Consider the following 18,863-nt stretch of genomic DNA (forward strand, 5'->3'; position numbering starts at 1 on the left):
AAGAGGGGAGGCGGGCCATGACAGAGATCGTCGTCATCGGGGTGCTCGTCGTTGTCGGACTGGTCATCGTCGCCGCGGTCGTCAGGAACTCCCGGCGTCGGGGACGGCGGGGCAGCTGGTGGGCGGGCGGCGGAGGTTCGTCCGGGGCCGGCGGATCGTGCGGGAGCGGGTCGTCGTGCGGCGGCGGATCCTCCTGTGGTGGTGGTGGCTGCGGCGGCGGGAGCTGACCGTCCGCCGTGGCGCTCCGCGCACCGGTGGCAGGGCACTCCGCATCGGCGAGCGCATGCGCGACAGGCAGGTTCCGGACTTGCTCGAATCGGCTTTGAGCGGTCCGCGGCGGGGGCATCCCCGCGACACGTAGGTGAGCGAGGCGCCCACGGGGGGTCGCTTCGGGGGACTCGGAGAAAGAGGGGAGGGTGGCGCCATGAACGTACCCGTGTTGATCGGCATCATCCTGGTGGCGGTCGTCGGTCTCACGACGGTGGTCGGTGTCATCAGCAACCACAGGAGGAACGCGGTGCGGACGGCCGCACGCCGCCGCTCGTCGGGAGGCCGCGGCAGCGGCGGCAGCGCGCACCGGAGCAACCGGGGCAGCAGCGCCTCCGACAACAGCGGTTCCGAAAGCAGCTGGTGGGCGCTCGGGGCGACGGCCGGGATCGGGGACAGCGGCTCGTCCTCCTCGTCGAACGACGACCGGGGTCCGTCGTCCGGGGGCGGCGGCTCGTCCTGCGGCAGCGGCGGCTCCTCGTCGTGCGGCAGCAGCAGTGGTTCGTCCTGCGGGGGCGGGTCCTCCTGCGGAGGCGGCGGGGGCGGATGCGGTGGAGGCAGCTGACACGGGGCAGCTGAGCTTCACGACACGAGCGCCCGCCGGGAAGCCCGACTTCCCGGCGGGCGCTCGCGTGTGTACTGCTCCTCGGATCGGGCAGGCGCACAGGTGTGGCTTCTGTTCACGCCTGAGTACGCCGGGTAGGCCCGGTTGTCCGGTGAGCGCTCCCCGGAGTCCGCGCGCCTGGTTCGACGGGCGCGTGGGGAGTGTGTCGCCCGACGGGGCGTACGCCCGGTTGAACAGTTGAGCTGGGCTGCCCTCGGGGGGATGGAAAGCACGTCAAGTTGGGTAAAAACGCTGTGGTGGCGCCACAGTTCATGATTCCCTATAAATCGCCAACGCAGCCCCCGGACGTCCCTCCCGGCAGGCCTGACACGGCTGACCGGACCGACTGGGACGTCGTCCTCACCCGACCTGGCTGACCGGGCCCCATCTCCCGGTGCCGACCGGGGTGCGCCGGACCCACTCCTCTTCTCTTTGCGTCGCTGCGGAGCCGACCCATGCTCACGACCCTGAACACCGCCTACACCGACACGCGCGCGGCAGACCTCGCCTGGGCCCTGGGGCGTGAACCGCTGCCCGCGCTCGCCACGCTCGACCTCGAACTCACGGGTGCGAAGCTGCAGTTGAGACTGCTCGGCGCGTCCCACCAGGTACTCCTGGAGGAGGAGCAGGGCAGCCACTGTTCGGAGACGGTCGCCTGCATCCCCGGGTCCAGCACGCCCCTGCCGCTCGGCGTCGCCAAACGCGTGGGCGACTGGGAGTACGAATTCGCCGCTCGCGTCGAGGTCCTGTCCCCCGGGTCCTTCGCCGGCCGCGCCCAGGAACTGCTGGCCCTCGTCTCCGACCACCCCCATGGTCTGGCCGGCGTCTTCCCCGGCAGCCCGCACGCCTTCACGGCGATGCTCGCGCAGCGGCACGAGGGGCAGGTGCACTGGCGCACCTGGCACGCGTACCCCCAGGACGGACAACTGGTCGCCACGAGAACGAGGGTGGGGGTGAGGGTGGCGGTGACGTTGTGAGGGGTGCCTAGTAGCTCGGGGGTTCGGGTGCGTCGGCGGGTGCGGGTGAGTGGGGGTTTCTCGCGCGGTTCCCCGCGCCCCTGAAAAGCAGGGGCTGCGCCCCTTGCTTTTCAACCCGCCGCAGACCGCCTCTCAGGGCCGAGGGGGCCTGGTCTTTCAGGGGCGCGGGGAACTGCGCGGCCAGCCCCCACCGGACCCGCACCCGCCGACGCACCCGAACCCCCGAGCTATTAGGCACCCCGCTCCCGGCGCAGCGTCGCAGACCACCCGTGTGGGTGACCCAACGGAGCGTGACCGTGACGGTAGCGTGCGAGGAGTGATCGAGCCGCACGCCCCCGCACCCCCCGGCGCCCCTCCCCCCTGGCGGGGCCACGGCGGCCCGGGTACCCAGGCGTGGCTGCCCGTCCGCCCCGGAATCGGCCGCTTCCTCGTCCTCGCCGGCGTCTTCGTCTGCGCCGCCTGCGGACTCGTGTACGAACTCGAACTCGTCGCCCTCGCCTCGTACTTGATCGGCGACTCCGTCACCCAGGCCTCGGTCGTCCTCTCCGTCATGGTCTTCGCCATGGGCATCGGCTCCCTCCTCGCCAAACGCCTCCGCCCCCGCGCGGCCCTCGGCTTCGGCGCCATCGAGGCCGCCCTCGCCCTGGTCGGCGGCTGCAGCGCCCTCGCGCTGTACGCGGCGTTCGCCTGGACCGGCGACTGGGGCGGCATGTGGGCCAGCGGCTCCCGCTATCTCCTGGTCGCGTTCTCCCTGGCCATCGGGCTGCTCATCGGCGCCGAGGTCCCCCTGCTGATGGAGCTGATCCAGCGCATCCGCCGCCAGGACGCGGGCGGCGCGGTCGCCGACCTGTTCGCCGCCGACTATGTGGGCGCCCTCGTCGGCGGCCTCGCCTTCCCCTTCCTCCTCCTGCCCTGGCTCGGCCAGCTGACCGGCGCCCTGCTCACCGGCACGGTCAACGCCCTCGTCGGCGGCGCCCTCGTCCTCGGACTGTTCCGCCACGACCTCAGCCGCCGCGACCGCTGGCTGCTGCTGACCACCAACCTCGCCGTCCTCGGCCTCCTCGCCACCGCCGCCGTACACGTCGACGACTTCGAACGCGCCGCCCGGCGCGCGGTGTACGGCAAGGACGTCCGGGTCGCGCTGCAGACCGGCCACCAGGAGGTCGTCCTCACCGGCGGCCGGGACGGGCGCCCGCTCTCCCTCTTCCTCGACGGGCGGCTGCGCATCAGCGGACGCGACGAACACCGCTACCACCGGGCCCTCGTCCACCCCGCCGTCGACGCCGGCCCGCACGCCCGCGTCCTCGTCCTCGGCGGCGGTGACGGCCTCGCCGCCCGCGAGGTGCTCCGCCACGACGGCGTACGCCGGGTGGACGTCGTCGAGATCGACCCGGGCGTGGTGCGACTGGCCCGCACCGACCCCGCGCTCTCCGCGCTCAACGGCCACGCCTACGACGACGACCGGGTCCGCGTCCACACGGAGGACTCCTTCGCCTGGCTGCGCGTCGCCCGCCCGACGCTGCCGTACGACGTCGTGATCTCCGATCTGCCCGACCCCGGGATCACGGCGAGCACGAAGCTCTACTCGCAGGAGTTCTACGGCCTGGCCCGTGAGGTGCTGGCCCCGGACGGTCGCATGGTCGTGCACGCGGGGCCCGTGTCGTCCCGGCGGCAGGTGTTCTGGACGGTCGACGCCACCGTCCGGGCCACGGGGCTGCGCACCACGCCGTACCGGGTCGTCTCCGCCGACCCCGGCTTCGTCACCGGCCCCGACCGTACGGCCCACACCTCCCGCGCGCCCCACGACTGGGGCTTCGTCCTGGCGACCCGGCCCGGGGCGGGCCACCCCGCCGCGCCGGACCTCGGCTCCGGCGCCGCGCGCCTCACCGCCACCGACGGCGTACGCGACCTGCCCCCGTCGACCCTCGTCCACCCGAGGTACGCCGACTGAGCCGTGGGGGCCCCGGGGCCGTGCGGGGCCGTGCGGGGCCGTAGCGGAAATAAGAGCGGGAATGCGCGAGTACGCGTATGTACGGGTGCGGGGCGGTGCCACCTGGGTAGGCTCGGCTCCCATGGAGCATGAGGTGTTCGTTCCGGTTCCCGTCGGCCGCCTCCGGGAGGCGCTGTCCGACCCCGAGCGGGTGGCCCGAGCGGTCCCCGGGCTCCAGCAGGAGGCGGGCACCCCACCCGTCGCCGGGCGCCTGAAGGTACGGGTCGCGGGCCACACCATCACCTATCGCGGCGCCCTCCGCGTCACCGACCAGGACGACGGTTCGTACGCCGTGGAGGGCGACGCCGCCGAGGTCCGGGGCACCGGCACCGTGAAACTCGCCCTCACCCTCCGCCTCGCTCCGGCGCCCGAGGGCACCACCCTCACGTACACCGGCACCGCCACCGCCGACGGCCGTATCACCGAACTCCCCTCCGACTCGGTCGCCTCGGCCCTGACCCGACTGCTGGGAAGGTTCGCGGAGAATCTGGCGACACCACCGGAGCCGGAGCGGACGCCTCAGGCCGAGGCCGAGCGGGAGAGCGAGGGTGAGGTGGAGAGCGGTGGAGCCGTTGACGAGTCGGCGGAGGCGGGGCAGGCGGCCGAGGAGAGCGCGGGGGACGAGTCCTCGGGCTCCCTCTTCGAGGCCGACGTTCCGCCGTCGGCGCTGGACCCCTACGCCGACGGGGACTTCGTCGCCGGGAGCGAGCCGCCCGCGGAGGCCGCGCACGCACGGCGGACGATGATCGGCCGCAGCGCGGAGGAGGTCGACCACGCCCCGCCGCGCGGCCGGTACGCCCCGGTCCCGGCCCCCGAGACCGGCTCCGCGACCGCCACCCTCCGCTGGGCGGCCCCCGCCGCCGCCCTAGCCGTCGCCTCAGCCATCATCGTGACCCGAGCCTTGCGCAAGCGCCGCTGAGGAAGTCGTTGAGCAAGCCGTCGAGGAGGTCGCTGAGGAGGCCGTTGAGGCAACCGCCGCCGACTGCCGCCCGCCGCCGTCCGCTGACGGCTGACCGCCGCTGACCGCACCCCGTGGCCGTCCGCTGACGGCTGACCGCCGCTGACCGCACCCCGTGGCCGTCCGCTGACTGCCGCCGTCTGCCGCCCGCCGCCATCCGCTGACGGCTGACCGCCGCTGACCGCACCCCGTGGCCGTCCGCTGACTGCCGCCGTCTGCCGCTGGCCGCTAACCGCTGGCTGCTAACCGCTGCCGCCCGCCGCCGTCCTCTGACCGCCGCCGCTCGCTGACCGACGCCCGTGGCCGACCACCGCCGTCCGCTGATCGCAGCCCGTGGCCGTCCGCCGCCGCCCCAACGCCGCCCACCACCATCGGCCGGCCACAGGCGGCGTGGTTTCGGCAACTCCCCCCTGGGGTGGGCCAGTAGGGTCGAGGGGTGAGTAGCGAACTGATCATGTTGGCCGCGGGTGACGCGGAGGTGGGGCTGGCGCCGGGGAACGGCGGCCGGGTGGCGGGGCTCCGGGTCGGCGGCGTCGAACTGCTGCGCCAGGGCGAGCGGTTCGGCTGCTTCCCGATGGTGCCGTGGTGCGGACGCGTCCGGGACGGCCGGTTCCGCGACGGCGGCAGCGTCCGGCAGATGCCCCTCAACGCCCCGCCCCACGCCATCCACGGCACCACCCGCGAGGCCGCCTGGCGCGTCGCGAGCCACGGCGCCACCGAGGCCGTCCTCACCTACGACCTGGTCGACCCCTGGCCCTACCCCGGCCGTGTCACCCAGGCGTTCACCCTCACCCCGGACAGCCTCACCCTCACCATGTCCGTGGAGGCGTACGACTCGTCCTTCCCGGCCCAGATCGGCTGGCACCCCTGGTTCAACCGCAATCTGGACGGCGGCGGCGCGGACGCCGACGCGGACGCGGACGTGAGGATCGACTTCACGCCCGCCTGGCAGGAGGAGCGCGGCGCCGACCACCTGCCCACCGGCAACCGCGTCGACCCCGAGCCCGGCCCCTGGGACGACTGCTTCGGCATGCCCGACGGCGTCGACGTCACCCTCACCTGGCCGGAACGCCTGGAGTTGAAGGTCGCCTCCCGGGAGGAGTGGGTCGTCGTCTACGACGAGCAGGCGGAGGCCGTCTGCGTCGAGCCGCAGACCGGGCCGCCCAACGGCCTGAACACGCACCCCCGCCTCGTCACCCCCATCGACCCGCTGGAGGCGACCACGACCTGGAGCTGGCGCCGCCTGTAGGCCGGGTATGGGGGCTTATAGGGGCCCTTTAAGCTGGCTGCCATGACTGACGTGGACGTACGTGGATCTCTGCTGCGGCAGATCAAGGACAAGGCCGTGGTGCACGGCAAGGTGACCCTGTCGTCGGGTCTGGAGGCGGACTACTACGTCGACCTGCGCCGCGTCACCCTCGACGGGGAGGCCGCCCCGCTGGTCGGGCAGGTGCTGCTCGACCTGACCGCCGACCTCGACTTCGACGCGGTCGGCGGTCTCACGATGGGCGCCGACCCGGTCGCCGCCTCGATGCTGCACGCGGCTGCCGCGCGGGGCAAGCGGCTGGACGCGTTCGTCGTCCGTAAGGCGGCCAAGGCGCACGGTATGCAGCGTCAGGTGGAGGGACCGGACATCGCCGGCCGCCGGGTCGTCGTCGTCGAGGACACCTCCACCACCGGCGGCTCCCCGCTGACCGCCGTCGAGGCCGTGCGCGCGGCCGGGGCCGAGGTCGTCGCCGTCGCCACCATCGTCGACCGCGCGACCGGCGCCGCCGAGAAGATCGAGCAGGGCGCCGGGGTCCCGTACCGGTTCGCGTTCTCGAAGGACGAACTGGGCCTCGACTGAGGTCGGCTCGCCGGACGGAAACACCAAGGTCAGGGGTTACCGAACAGTTCTGGACACCCTGGCCGGAGCATCCGGTCCCGTCTGGAAGGATGGGGCCGACGATGATGTCGCAACCCTAGGTCAGGGCTCGTAAGCACAACGCCACCCGCACATACAAGGAGCGGACCATGCCCATCGCAACCCCCGAGGTCTACAACGAGATGCTCGACCGGGCGAAGGCAGGCAAGTTCGCCTACCCGGCCATCAACGTGACCTCGACCCAGACGCTGCACGCCGCGCTGCGGGGCTTCGCGGAGGCGGAGAGCGACGGCATCGTCCAGATCTCGACCGGCGGTGCCGAGTTCCTGGGCGGTCAGTACAGCAAGGACATGGTGACGGGCTCCGTCGCCCTGGCCGAGTTCGCGCACATCGTGGCCGAGAAGTACCCCGTCACGGTCGCGCTGCACACCGACCACTGCCCGAAGGACAAGCTGGACGGCTACGTACGTCCGCTGATCGCGGTGTCGGAGGAGCGGGTCAAGGCCGGCCGCAACCCGCTGTTCCAGTCCCACATGTGGGACGGCTCGGCCGAGACCCTCGCCGACAACCTCTCCATCGCGCAGGAACTGCTCGCCCGCGCCGCCGCCGCGAAGATCATCCTTGAGGTCGAGATCACCCCGACCGGTGGCGAGGAGGACGGCGTCTCGCACGAGATCAACGACTCCCTCTACACGACGGTCGACGACGCGATCCGTACGGCCGAGGCGCTGGGCCTGGGCGAGAAGGGCCGCTACCTGCTCGCCGCGTCCTTCGGCAACGTCCACGGCGTCTACAAGCCGGGCAACGTCGTCCTGCGCCCCGACCTCCTCAAGCAGCTCAACGACGGCGTGGCCTCCCGCTTCGGCAAGGAGTCCCCGTTCGACTTCGTCTTCCACGGCGGCTCCGGCTCGACGGAGGACGAGATCCGTACGGCCCTGGAGAACGGCGTCGTCAAGATGAACATCGACACCGACACCCAGTACGCCTTCACGCGCCCCGTCGCGGCCCACATGTTCCAGAACTACGACGGCGTGCTCAAGGTCGACGGCGAGGTCGGCAACAAGAAGACCTACGACCCCCGCACCTGGGGCAAGCTCGCGGAGGCCTCCATGGCCGCCCGAGTCGTCGAGGCCTGCGGCAACCTGCGCTCGGCGGGCACGAAGATCAAGTAACCGCCCCGGCCGCCCCGGCCGCCCGGCCGGCCGTCTCCACCGCGACTGCCCGCCGCTGCCCTTTACCGGTCAGCGGCGGGCAGCCGTGTTCGGGGAGGCCGCCCCGGCTGCCGTCCCCCCCCCACTGCGGGCAGCCGTGCCGCTGGGGGCGATGGGGGCACCTCCCGCTCGATCGAGCGAAGCCGAGGGTGGAGGTGGGCGCAGGCGGCACCCCGTGAGCGCCGGGGCGCGCCCCCGCCCGGCCGGCATCCGCCCCGCTCAGCCCCACAGCCCGGGGCACACACCGCTCGGCCCCGGGGCACACCCACCCGCACACCTGGCCCGACGGCCCCCCACGCGGGATGATCCGTCCATGGCCGCCGACATACGCCTCGCCTCCCCCCAGGGCAGGTGGATCCTCCTGACCACCGTGCTCGGCTCCAGCATGGCCATGCTGGACTCGACGGTCGTCAACGTCGCCCTCCCTCGCATCGGCCTCGACCTGGACGCCGACCTCGCCAGCCTCCAGTGGATCGTCAACGCCTACACACTCACCCTCGCCGGCCTCATCCTCCTCGGCGGCGCCCTCGGCGACCGCTTCGGCCGCCGCAAGGTGTTCGTCGTGGGCGTGGTCTGGTTCGCCGCCGCCTCCCTCCTCTGCGGCATCGCCCCGGGCGGCGGCGTACTGATCGCCGCCCGAGCCCTGCAGGGCGTCGGCGGCGCCCTCCTCACCCCCGGCTCCCTCGCCCTCATCCAGGCGTCCTTCCACCCCGACGACCGGGCGAAGGCGGTGGGCCTGTGGTCCGGCTTCGGCGGCATAGGCGCGGCCGTCGGTCCGTTCCTGGGCGGCTGGCTGGTGGACGGCCCCGGCTGGCGCTGGGTCTTCCTCCTGAACGTCCCCCTGGCCCTCCTCTGCGTCCCCGTCGCCCTCCGCCACGTACCGGAGTCGGCTGGGGGAGGTCGTAGCCACGACAGGGGTTTCGACATCCTGGGCGCCGTACTCGGCGCCGCGTCTCTCGCGTTCATCACGTACGCGCTGATCGAGGCCAGAGCGGGCACCCTCGCGGTCGCGGTCACCGCGCTCGCCGGAGTGGCGACGGCGGTGGCGTTCGTCCAGGTCGAGCGCCGCCGCCCCGACCCCATGATGCCGCCGGAGATCTTCGCGTCCCGCCAGTTCACGGCGGTCAACATCGTCACCCTGTTCGTGTACGCGGCCTTCGGCGGCTTCTTCTTCCTCGCCGCGCTCCAGCTCCAGGTGGTCTCCGGCTACTCGGCCCTCGGCGCCGGTACGGCCCTGCTCCCCATCACCGTCCTGATGCTGCTGCTCTCCGCCCGCGCGGGCGCCCTCGGCGAACGCGTCGGCCCCCGTATCCCCCTCACGATCGGCCCGCTGCTGTGCACGGCGGGCGTCCTGCTGATGCTGCGGGTGGGCCCCGACGCCTCGTACGTGCGGGACGTCCTGCCCGCCCTCCTGGTGATGGGCCTCGGCATGGTCTCCCTCGTGGCGCCGCTGACCGCCACGGTCCTCGCCTCGGTCACCACCGACCACGCGGGTCTCGCCAGCGGCATCAACAACGCCGCCGCCCGAGCGGCGGGCCTCCTGGCGGTGGCCGCGCTGCCGCTGATCGCGGGCATGGGCCCGGAGACGTACCGCTCGCCCACCCAGTTCGACAGCGCCTTCGACACGGCCATGGTGGCCTGCGCGATCGCCCTCCTCACCGCCTCCGCCCTCGCCTACGCCACCGTCCGCCGCCCCGCGCCCGACTGCAGCCACCCCGAATGCCGCACCCACGGCTGCGTGACGGCTCCGCCGCTGGAGGGGGAGCGGCCTCGGGGTGCGTAGGCGTGGTGCGTAGGCGGGTGGCGTAGTGGGGTGGCGTAGGTGGGGTGGCGTAGGTGGGGTGCGTAGTCGGGTGCGGGTGTGTGGGGGCTGGTCGCGCGGTTCCCCGCGCCCCTTGGACCCGGGCTCACCCCGTGCTTTCCAGGGGCGCGGGGAACCGCGCGAGGAGCCTCACCGGGCCCGCGCCTGCCCACGCACCCCCGGCCCCCGCCCATGCGCCAGACTGGAACCCATGACGATTCACGAGAACCTCCTCGGGGGCCCGCCCCCGACGCACCTCCCCGACGACCCGGAACCCCGCGAACTCCTCGCGAACGGCACCGCCCCCGCCGACGTCGCCGCCAAGTACCCCACCTCCTCCCTCGCCTGGGCCCAGCTCGCCGACGAGGCGTACGAGCGGGGCAGCGTCGTGGAGTCGTACGCCTACGCCCGTACGGGCTACCACCGCGGCCTCGACTCGCTGCGCCGCAACGGCTGGAAGGGCCACGGCCCCGTCCCCTGGGAGCACGAGCCGAACCGCGGCTTCCTGCGCGCCCTGCACGCCCTCGCCCGTGCCGCCGGTGACATCGGCGAGCAGGAGGAGTACGCGCGCTGCTCCCAGTTCCTGAAGGACTCCTCCCCGACGGCGGCGCAGACGCTCGGCTGACCGGAGGGATGTTCGTGCGGGTCCGCCTGGTGTGACCAGGCGGACCTTGCGGTACCGGGGGGTATGACCGAACATGCGTGTGGGGACCGGGGCCCCCGTGTCGGAATTCGGCAGGGGCGGACCGCTACCCGGAGTACACAACAGGAGACAGCGATGTCCCTTCCGGCTCAGCCCCACGAGGCTTCGGAGCCCGAGACCCCGCATCTCGACTTCCAGGGAACGACCCCGTACGAGGACTACGTCCAGGCGGACGTCCTCACCCACCTCCAGCACCCCCTCTCCGACGACCCCGGAGAGATGGTCTTCCTGGTGACGACCCAGGTCATGGAGCTGTGGTTCACCGTCATCGTCCACGAGTGGGAGACCGCGACCACCGCGATCCGCAATGACGACGTGGCGAGGGCGAAGGACGCGCTGAAGCGTTCCGTCCGCGAGCTGGAGGCCCTGAACGCCTCCTGGAAGCCCCTCGGCCAGCTCACCCCCGGCCAGTTCAACGCCTACCGTGCCGCCCTCGGCGAGGGCTCCGGCTTCCAGTCCGCGATGTACCGCCGGATGGAGTTCCTGCTAGGCGAGAAGTCCGCCTCCATGCTCGTCCCGCACCGGGGCGCCCCGCGCGTCCACGCCGAACTGGAGAAGGCGCTGCACGAGCCGAGCCTCTACGACGAGGTCCTGCGGCTCCTGGCCCGCCGCGGCCACGCGATCCCCGACTCCGTCGTACGCCGTGACGTCTCCCAGCGCTACGAGCCGTCCCCCGAGGTCGAGGAGGCGTGGACCGAGCTGTACTCCGGCGACCCGGACCATGAACTCGCCCGTCTCGGCGAGGCGTTGACCGATGTCGCCGAACTCGTCTGGCGCTGGCGCAACGACCATCTGGTCGCCACCCGCCGCGCGATGGGCGCCAAGGCCGGCACGGGCGGCTCCGCCGGTGTCGCCTGGCTGGAGAAGCGGGCCCGGAAGAACGTCTTCCCCGAGCTGTGGACGGCGCGCTCCCATGTCTGATCCCACCTCGAACCTCACCTCGAACCTCACCTCGAACCTCACCTCGAACCTCACCTCGAACCCCACCTTGATGGGCACCGCACTGGCCTCCCTGGCAAGGGAGTTGGACGCGGCCGACGAACTGTCCGGCCTGCGCGCCCGCTTCGTCCTCGACGACGCCGTGTACCTCGACGGCAACTCGCTCGGCGCCCTGCCGGTGTCCGTCCCCGGACGGCTCACCGACGTCGTGTACCGCGAGTGGGGCGAACTGCGCATCCGTTCCTGGGACGAGAGCGGCTGGTGGACGGCGCCCGAGCGGATCGGCGACCGTATCGCCCCGCTGGTGGGCGCGGCACCCGGCCAGATCGTGGTCGGCGACTCCACGAGCGTCAACGTCTTCAAGGCGGTCGTGGCGGCGGTCCGGATGGCGGAGGAGGGGCAGGAGGGGCAGGAGCGGGGCGAGGGCCGCCGTGACGAGATCCTGGTCGACGCGACGACGTTCCCGACGGACGGCTACATCGCCGAGTCCGCGGCCCGCATGACCGGCCGCACCCTGCGCCCCGTGACCCCGTCCGAGGTCCCGGCCGCCCTGAGCGACCGTACGGCCGCCGTCCTCCTCAACCACGTCGACTACCGCACGGGCCGCCTCCACGACCTCCCCGGACTGACGGCGGCGATCCACGAGGCGGGGGCGTACGCCGTCTGGGACCTCTGCCACAGCGCGGGCGCGCTCCCCGTCGGCCTCGACGCCCACGGGGTCGACCTGGCGGTCGGCTGCACCTACAAGTACCTCAACGGCGGCCCCGGTTCCCCGGCGTACCTCTACGTCCGCCGCGACCTCCAGCCCCGTTTCGACTCGCCCCTCCCGGGCTGGACCTCCCACACCGACCCGTTCGCCATGGCCCCGGCGTACGCCCCCGCACCGGGCGCGGCGCGGGGCCGGGTCGGCACGCCGGACATCCTTTCGATGCTGGCCCTGGAGGCGGCACTCGACGTCTGGTACGGGGGCCGGGACGGCGGTCCCGGGGGTCCTGGGGGGCCCGGGGGGCCCGGGGGCGGCTCCGCCGACGGGACCGCGGTGACGATCGAGTCGGTACGCGCCAAGTCCCTCGCCCTGACGGACTTCTTCCTGCGCTGTGTGGCGGCGTACGTCCCCGAGGGCCGGGTCGAGTCCCTGACCCCGACCGCCCACGCGGAACGCGGCAGCCAGGTCGCGCTCCGCTGCGACGACGCCGGCGACGTCATGAAGGCCCTCATCCACCAGGGCGTCATCGGCGACTTCCGCCACCCCGACGTCCTCCGCTTCGGCTTCACCCCGCTCTACGTCACCTTCACGGACGCGGAACGAGCGGCCCGGGTACTGGGCGAGACACTGAAGTCGATGGGGTAGCGGCCCCGGCCCGCCCCGGTCCGCCTCAACTGCCGTCCTGGTCCGCCTCAACGGCCGTCCTGGTCCGCTTCCACTGCGGGCGGCCGGTCCGTCATGGCTGCCCGCCCGGTCCGCTTTGACCGCGGGCAATCGTGCCGCCAGGGGCGGCACGGGTGGGCGCAGCGGCACCCGGCAAGCGCCGGTGAGCGAAACCGCCCTCCGCCCAACCCGGGCGGAGGGCGTCGCTCCCACCCCGGCCCACCCCGACCCCGCTCCCCGCCACCAACCCCACCACCCTCCCTGACCCGCCGTCACATCCCGGTGTCAGCGCACGTCACGGGCCTGATACCGTCCCCGCCAACGGCAGGCGCCCCTTTCCCCGGCACCCGCCCACCCAAACCCTTCCAAATCCGTTTCACCCGAGAGGTTGGCGCATGCCCGACGACGACGCCGCACTCCGCGATGCCGCCGAAGAGGCATCCGCCTTCTCCCACCCACCGGTCACCCCCGACACCACGGTCACCTACGGCGATCACCCCGACCAGGTGATCGACTTCTACGCCCCGCGCACCCCCGACACGGCCGGGGACACGGCAACAGGCACCGCCCCCGTCGTCGCGATCGTGCACGGCGGAGCCTGGCGCGCCTCCTACGACCGCCACCACATCACCCCCTTCGCCGACTTCCTCGCCCGCCACGGTTTCGCGGTGGCCAACATCGAGTACCGGCGCGGCAGTTCCCTCCCCGCCCAGCCCGGCCCCGCCGGCACCCCCGCCCCGCTCGCGGGCCGCTGGCCGGAGACGTTCGACGACATCGCCGCCGCCCTCGACGCCCTGCCGGACCTCGTACGCCGGGCACTGCCCCAGGCGGACCCCCGCCGTACGGTCCTCACCGGCCACTCCGCGGGCGGCCACCTCGCCCTGTGGGCCGCGGCCCGCCACGTCCTCCCGCCCGACTCCCCGTGGCGCACCTCCGGCCCCGCGCCCCTCCGAGGCGTCGTCGCCCTGGCCCCCATCGCCGACTTCGCCATGGCCGGGAAGCTGGGCGTCTGCGACGGTGCGGCCGTCCAACTCCTGGGCGGCCAGGACAAGTTCACCGACCGCCGCCCCTACGCCGACCCGGCGCTGCTCCTCCCGACCGGCATCGCCACCACCCTCGTACAGGGCCGCTCCGACATCGTCGTCCCCCAGGCCGTCGCCGAGGCGTACGCCGACGCCGCGGCCAAGGCGGGCGAGGTCGTGGGCCTGACCCTGCTGGAGGACGTGGGCCACTTCCCCCTCATCGACCCGGCGGCGGACGCGTGCGCGGTGGTGCTGGAGGAAATCGCGCAACTGGCCTGGTGAACGGCGCTCCTCGCGCCTGCCCCCACCCGCGTCCCCGCGCCTAACCCCACCCTCGTCCCGCTCCTCCCCACCGATACCCGTAGTACCTGAGAGCTACCTCCCAGGTGAGCTCCCTGGCGGGACGCAGACGATGCCTCCTGATCCATAACTTCCTTCCCAGAGCGGCCCGACGGACGGGCGGCGGGGACGGGAAGGGGCGGATGACATGGGGGCCGCGACATGCCCGGAGGCGAACCTCCACCCACCCAGGGAACCGAGCCCTTCGGCACCACCTCGAACCGGTCTGTTTCTCACCCCGCCGTTCTTCACCCCTCCGCTCCTCACCCTTCCGTTCTTCACCCCGCCGTTCCTCACTCCTCCGCTCCTCACTCCTCCATTCCTCACTCCTTCGTTCCGAACCTCCTGGTCGGCCCGCCTGCGCCGCACGTTCCTCGCGCTCCTCGTGGCGACGGCCGTGATCGTCCCGGTCTCCGCCGCGGCCCGCCCCCGGATCCCGGCCCCGCCCCCGGCATCGCTCGCCCCGCCGACCCCGACGACACTCCGGTCGACGTACGAGGCCAACCGCGCGAACGCCGCGGAGGCGTCCCGTATGGCCGACGCCCACGGGGACCGGAGCCGAGCCGCGACGGACCGGTGGCTGGCGGCACCCGCCCGACAGCTCCTGACGTTCGACGGCCGGGGCCCCGGCCGCACCGTGGAGGTCCTGGGCGATCTGCTGACGGCCGACCACATAGCGATCCTGGTCCCGGGCTCGGACACCAGCCTGGACACCTACGACCGTTTCCACGAGGCCGCGGCTGCCCTGCACGACCGGACGGGCCCGGACACGGTGGTGATCGCCTGGCTCGGCTACGAAACGCCCGGCACCATCAGCACGACGGTCCTCACGCCCACCCGAGCGGACGGGGCGGCGCCCCATCTGCGCGCGTTCGTCCGTGAACTACGGGGCCTGGTGGGCGACTCGACCGGCGTCACCCTCCTCTGCCACTCCTACGGCTCGGTCGTCTGCGCCCGCGCGGCCACCGGTCTCGACGACATCGACGACCTGGTCCTGATCGGCAGCCCCGGCACGGGCGCGGACAGCGCGGCGGCCCTGCACACCTCCGCCCGCGTCTGGGCGGCCCGGGGCACGGAGGACTGGATCGGCATGGTCCCCCACACCCGAGCCGACCTCTTCGGCACCACCGTCGGCTTCGGCCCCGACCCCACGTCCCCCTCCTTCGGCGCCCATGTCTTCCCCGCGGGCCCCGCCGGCCACAGCGACTACTTCACCCCCGACTCGACCGCCCTCAAGAACCTCGCCCGCATAGCCCGAGGCACCCCTCCGGAGCCCTCCGATGCCTGACCACCACGCCCCGACGGGCGACGGAGCCGCGGTCGCCGACGGCGGTCGACCCCCACGGGGGCCACTCGCACCCGACAACGCTTCCCGCACGGGTGGTGCGGGTGGGAAAACGAATCCGGCCGAAGACCGGACGTACCCCGACGCACCCGCACCGACCCCACAACCGCCCCGCCCCCGATCCCCCCTCACACCCATCCGCCGAGCCGTCCACCGAGCCGTCCACCACATCAACACCGCCACCCCACCCCACCGAGACCGCGCCGTGGACGCCCTCCGCGCCCTCGCGATACTCGGCATAATCCTGGGCCACTGGCTGGTCACCGCCCTGGTCGCCGACGGCACCACCCTCCACACCACCAGCCCCCTCCAGCACCTGCCCCGACTCGCCCCCATCTCCTGGCTGTTCCAGACCCTCGCCGTGTTCTTCCTGGTCGGCGGCCACGTGGCCACGAAGAGCCACACCTCGGCCCAGGCCCAGGGCACCCCGTACACCCACTGGCTCCGCACCCGCCTGACCCGCCTGTTCCTCCCGGTCGCCGCCCTCCTGACCCTGTGGACGGCGATCACGCTCACCCTCCTGGCCACGGGCACCCGCATGGAGACGGTCCACACCCTTCTGAAGCTGGCCCTGTCCCCGCTGTGGTTCCTCCTGGTCTTCGCGGCGCTGACCGCGGCAACCCCTCTCCTGACCCGCCTCAACCCGCTCTGGCCCCTGGCCGTCGTCCTCCATCTGGACCTCATCCGCTTCGGCCTGGGCGGCCCCCAGGCCCTCGGCTGGATCAACGTGGCCGCGGGCTGGCTGGTCCCGTACACCCTGGGCGCGGCCTGGACCCGAGGCGAGCTGGAACGCCTCCGCGCGGGCTGGACCCTGCTGGTGTCGGGCACGGTGGCGACGGCGGCCCTGATTCTCTGGGTCGGCTACCCGGCGTCGATGGTCGGCGTCCCCGGCGCGCGGATCTCCAACCTGAACCCACCCACCCTGGCCGCCGTCACCTTCGGCCTGGCCCAGTGCGGCCTTGCCCTCCTCCTGCGGGGCCCCCTCCGCCGTGCGCTGCGCCGCCGGCCGATGGCCTGGGCGGCGGTGGCGTTGGTCAACCTGTCGGCGATGACCGTCTTCCTGTGGCACCAGACGGCGATGATGGCGACGACCGCCACCGGCCTGGCGGCGGGCCGCCTCCCCGGTCTGCACACCCTCCCCGACAGTCCGGCCTGGGTGGCGGCCCGCGTCGGCTGGCTGCCGGTCTTCACCCTCGCGCTCCTGCTCTGCCGGTCCGCGTTCCACGGCTACGAGAACCGCCGTCCGCGCGGAGCCTCCCGGGAGCCACGGCCCCGAACCTCCCCCCAACCGCCCAACTCGTCGGCCCAAGCGGTGCGCCATGCCTAGGGTGTTGCGAATGAGTGCGGTGGAGGAGCGGCTGACCAGAAGGCTACGGCTGCTGCGCGAGGACCTGTGGAGCGCCAAGGCCCACCCGCTGCCACCCTCCGCACGGCTGCGCAGACTTCCGCACGGCCTGGTCGTCGTCCTCGCGTTCATCACGATGCTCGGCAACATCGACCAGATGGACGACCGCTATCAACTGGGCGGGGAGTACACGCTGTTGTGCTCGCTGGCGCAGGCGGCGGCCGTGGCGCTCGCCCTCTGGTGGCCGGTACCGGCGTGGTGGGCCTCCATGGTCGTCACCACCGTGGTGGCCCTCGGCGTCCGGGCCCGGCTCTTCACCGAGCAGACCGACACCGGCTCCCGCCCCCAGGGCCCGGACGGCACCGGCGTCACCGCGGGCCTCGGCAGCCCGCTGCCGCACGGCACGATCGACAACGACGTGCCGTGGCCATGGAGCCCGATGGGGCTGGTGGCCCACGCGATCATCCTGTTCCTCCTCGCGCTGCGCCTGCCCAACCGCGTGGTGATCGAGGTGCTGGTGCTGACCACGCTGGGCACGTTCGCCCTCCAGAGCCTCGCCGGCTCCCACGAGTACGCGTCGACGAGCCCGCTGGCCCTGGCCCTGTTCGTCGGTGCCGTCCTTCTCGGCAGTGCCATGCGCGGCCGTCGGGAGGCCCGTACCCAGCTCGTCGCGCAGGCGAGCATCACCGCCGAGGAGCGCGCCCGCCGCACCCTGCTGGAGGAGCGCAGCCGTATCGCGCGCGAGCTGCACGACGTGGTCGCGCACCACATGTCGGTGATCTCGATCCAGGCCCAGGTCGCCCCGCACCTGGTGGAGAACCCCTCCGAGGAACTGCGGGAGAACCTGCACGGCATCCGGCAGAACGCGCTGGACGCCCTCACCGAACTCCGCCGTGTCCTTGGCGTACTGCGCTCCGAGAACCCGTCGGACGCCGGCCCCGACGACCGGCACGGCATGGCGCCCGCCGCCGAGGGCACCGCCCCGCACGCCCCGCAGCCCACCCTGGACCGGCTCGACGCGCTCATCGACAACACCCGCGCGGCCGGTCTGGAGGTCGTCGCCGAGATCCACGGGGAGGTGAGCCCGCTGTCGCCGGGTGTGGAGCTGTCGGCGTACCGGATAGTGCAGGAGGCGCTGAGCAACGCGCTGCGGCATGCGCCCGGGGCCACCGTCCGGGTGGAGCTGACCCACTTCCCACGCGGTCTGCAGGTACGGGTGATCAACTCCCGTCCCGCCCGCAGGGCCCCGCCCTCGCCCGGCACCGGCCACGGGCTCCTCGGGATGCGTGAGCGGGCCGCGATGCTCGGTGGCACCCTCATGGCGACCGAGACCTCCCACGGCGGCTTCGCCGTCGTGGCCTTCCTCCCCCGCGACGGCGACCCCGGCGACGACCCCTCGGGGCCCGCACCGGACACGACAGGAGAAACGAGTCCATGACCAGCAGCGCCATCCGCGTACTGATCGCCGACGACCAGCAGATGGTCCGGCAGGGCTTCTCGGTGCTGCTCAACACCCAGCCCGACATCGACGTCGTCGGCCAGGCGGTGCACGGCCTCGACGCGATCGACAAGGTCGGCGCACTCGCCCCGGACGTCGTCCTGATGGACATCCGCATGCCCGAACTGGGCGGCATCGAGGCCACCCGGCGGATCACCACCGAGCACCCCCACATCAGAGTCCTCGTCCTCACCACCTTCGACCTCGACGAGTACGTCTACGAGGCGCTGCGCGCGGGAGCGTCCGGTTTCCTCCTGAAGGACGCCTCCGCCGACCAGCTCGCCGAGGCGGTACGGGTCGTCGCGGCGGGCGACGCCCTGCTCGCACCCGGGATCACCCGCCGCCTCATCGCCGAGTTCTCCCGCCTCGGCACCACACCCCGCGCCCCTCTCAAGGCCCGCGTCGGCGATCTGACCGAGCGGGAGACGGAGGTGCTCAGCCTGATCGCGCAGGGCCTGTCCAACGCCGAGATCGCCCAGCGCCTCGTCGTCGCCGAGCAGACCGTGAAGACCCATGTGGGCCGCATCCTGGTCAAACTGGGCCTGCGCGACCGCACCCAGGCGGCCGTCTTCGCCTACGAGTCGGGCCTGGTCCGCCCCACGGGCTACTGATGAAGGGCCGTCCGCGCACC

The 18,863-nt window shown here is 73.0% G+C and carries 17 protein-coding genes; all 17 read left to right on the top strand.

Annotated elements, in window-relative coordinates; genetic code table 11:
* Positions 1-17: 17 nt before the first annotated feature.
* The 17 genes from F9278_RS26495 to F9278_RS26575 all read left to right on the top strand — a co-directional run bounded on the left by F9278_RS26495 (position 18) and on the right by F9278_RS26575 (position 18,843).
* A complete protein-coding gene (locus F9278_RS26495) occupies positions 18-227 on the top strand; it encodes a hypothetical protein (RefSeq protein ID WP_152170543.1) in 210 nt (69 codons plus the stop codon).
* 197 nt (positions 228-424) lie between these two features.
* Complete coding sequence (locus tag F9278_RS26500; protein ID WP_152170544.1) at positions 425-832, top strand: hypothetical protein; 408 nt, start codon at positions 425-427, stop codon at positions 830-832.
* Between the two features lie 494 nt (positions 833-1,326).
* The gene (locus F9278_RS26505) at positions 1,327-1,848 is read left to right on the top strand and encodes a DUF2617 family protein (RefSeq protein WP_152170545.1); all 522 of its coding nucleotides are present in this window, start codon (positions 1,327-1,329) and stop codon (positions 1,846-1,848) included.
* A gap of 316 nt (positions 1,849-2,164) precedes the next feature.
* Positions 2,165-3,799: a polyamine aminopropyltransferase gene (locus F9278_RS26510; RefSeq protein WP_152170546.1), complete on the top strand. Its 1,635-nt coding sequence runs from the start codon at positions 2,165-2,167 to the stop codon at positions 3,797-3,799.
* Positions 3,800-3,920: 121 nt separating this feature from the next.
* Complete coding sequence (locus F9278_RS26515; protein ID WP_193241644.1) at positions 3,921-4,757, top strand: SRPBCC family protein; 837 nt, start codon at positions 3,921-3,923, stop codon at positions 4,755-4,757.
* A gap of 475 nt (positions 4,758-5,232) precedes the next feature.
* Positions 5,233-6,045, top strand: coding sequence for an aldose epimerase family protein (locus F9278_RS26520; RefSeq protein ID WP_152170548.1), 813 nt, complete (start codon positions 5,233-5,235; stop codon positions 6,043-6,045).
* Positions 6,046-6,087: 42 nt separating this feature from the next.
* The gene (gene pyrE / locus F9278_RS26525) at positions 6,088-6,642 is read left to right on the top strand and encodes an orotate phosphoribosyltransferase (protein WP_152170549.1); all 555 of its coding nucleotides are present in this window, start codon (positions 6,088-6,090) and stop codon (positions 6,640-6,642) included.
* A gap of 167 nt (positions 6,643-6,809) precedes the next feature.
* Complete coding sequence (gene fbaA / locus F9278_RS26530) at positions 6,810-7,832, top strand: class II fructose-bisphosphate aldolase (protein ID WP_152170550.1); 1,023 nt, start codon at positions 6,810-6,812, stop codon at positions 7,830-7,832.
* 352 nt (positions 7,833-8,184) lie between these two features.
* Positions 8,185-9,654 (top strand): MFS transporter, encoded by a 1,470-nt coding sequence (locus F9278_RS26535; RefSeq protein ID WP_152170551.1) that lies wholly within the window; start codon positions 8,185-8,187, stop codon positions 9,652-9,654.
* 229 nt (positions 9,655-9,883) lie between these two features.
* Positions 9,884-10,297, top strand: coding sequence for a DUF3151 domain-containing protein (locus tag F9278_RS26540; protein ID WP_152170552.1), 414 nt, complete (start codon positions 9,884-9,886; stop codon positions 10,295-10,297).
* Positions 10,298-10,450: 153 nt separating this feature from the next.
* Entirely contained in the window at positions 10,451-11,296 is an 846-nt protein-coding gene (locus F9278_RS26545; protein WP_152170553.1) for a tryptophan 2,3-dioxygenase family protein, read from the top strand.
* 70 nt (positions 11,297-11,366) lie between these two features.
* On the top strand, positions 11,367-12,665 hold the full coding sequence (locus F9278_RS26550; protein WP_152174144.1) for a kynureninase: 1,299 nt from the start codon (positions 11,367-11,369) through the stop codon (positions 12,663-12,665).
* 413 nt (positions 12,666-13,078) lie between these two features.
* Entirely contained in the window at positions 13,079-13,987 is a 909-nt protein-coding gene (locus tag F9278_RS26555) for an alpha/beta hydrolase (protein ID WP_152170554.1), read from the top strand.
* 205 nt (positions 13,988-14,192) lie between these two features.
* Complete coding sequence (locus tag F9278_RS26560; protein WP_226966963.1) at positions 14,193-15,332, top strand: alpha/beta hydrolase; 1,140 nt, start codon at positions 14,193-14,195, stop codon at positions 15,330-15,332.
* Positions 15,333-15,525: 193 nt separating this feature from the next.
* Positions 15,526-16,716 carry an acyltransferase family protein gene (locus tag F9278_RS26565; protein WP_152174146.1) on the top strand — a complete coding sequence of 397 codons (1,191 nt, stop codon included), beginning with the start codon at positions 15,526-15,528 and terminating at the stop codon, positions 16,714-16,716.
* 10 nt (positions 16,717-16,726) lie between these two features.
* Complete coding sequence (locus tag F9278_RS26570) at positions 16,727-18,172, top strand: sensor histidine kinase (RefSeq protein WP_226966964.1); 1,446 nt, start codon at positions 16,727-16,729, stop codon at positions 18,170-18,172.
* Positions 18,169-18,843: a response regulator gene (locus tag F9278_RS26575; protein ID WP_152170556.1), complete on the top strand. Its 675-nt coding sequence runs from the start codon at positions 18,169-18,171 to the stop codon at positions 18,841-18,843. The genes F9278_RS26570 and F9278_RS26575 overlap by 4 nt, the downstream gene beginning before the upstream one ends.
* Positions 18,844-18,863 lie beyond the last annotated feature (20 nt).

The sequence above is a fragment of the Streptomyces phaeolivaceus genome (assembly GCF_009184865.1).
In the GTDB taxonomy this organism is placed as follows: Bacteria; Actinomycetota; Actinomycetes; order Streptomycetales; family Streptomycetaceae; genus Streptomyces; species Streptomyces phaeolivaceus.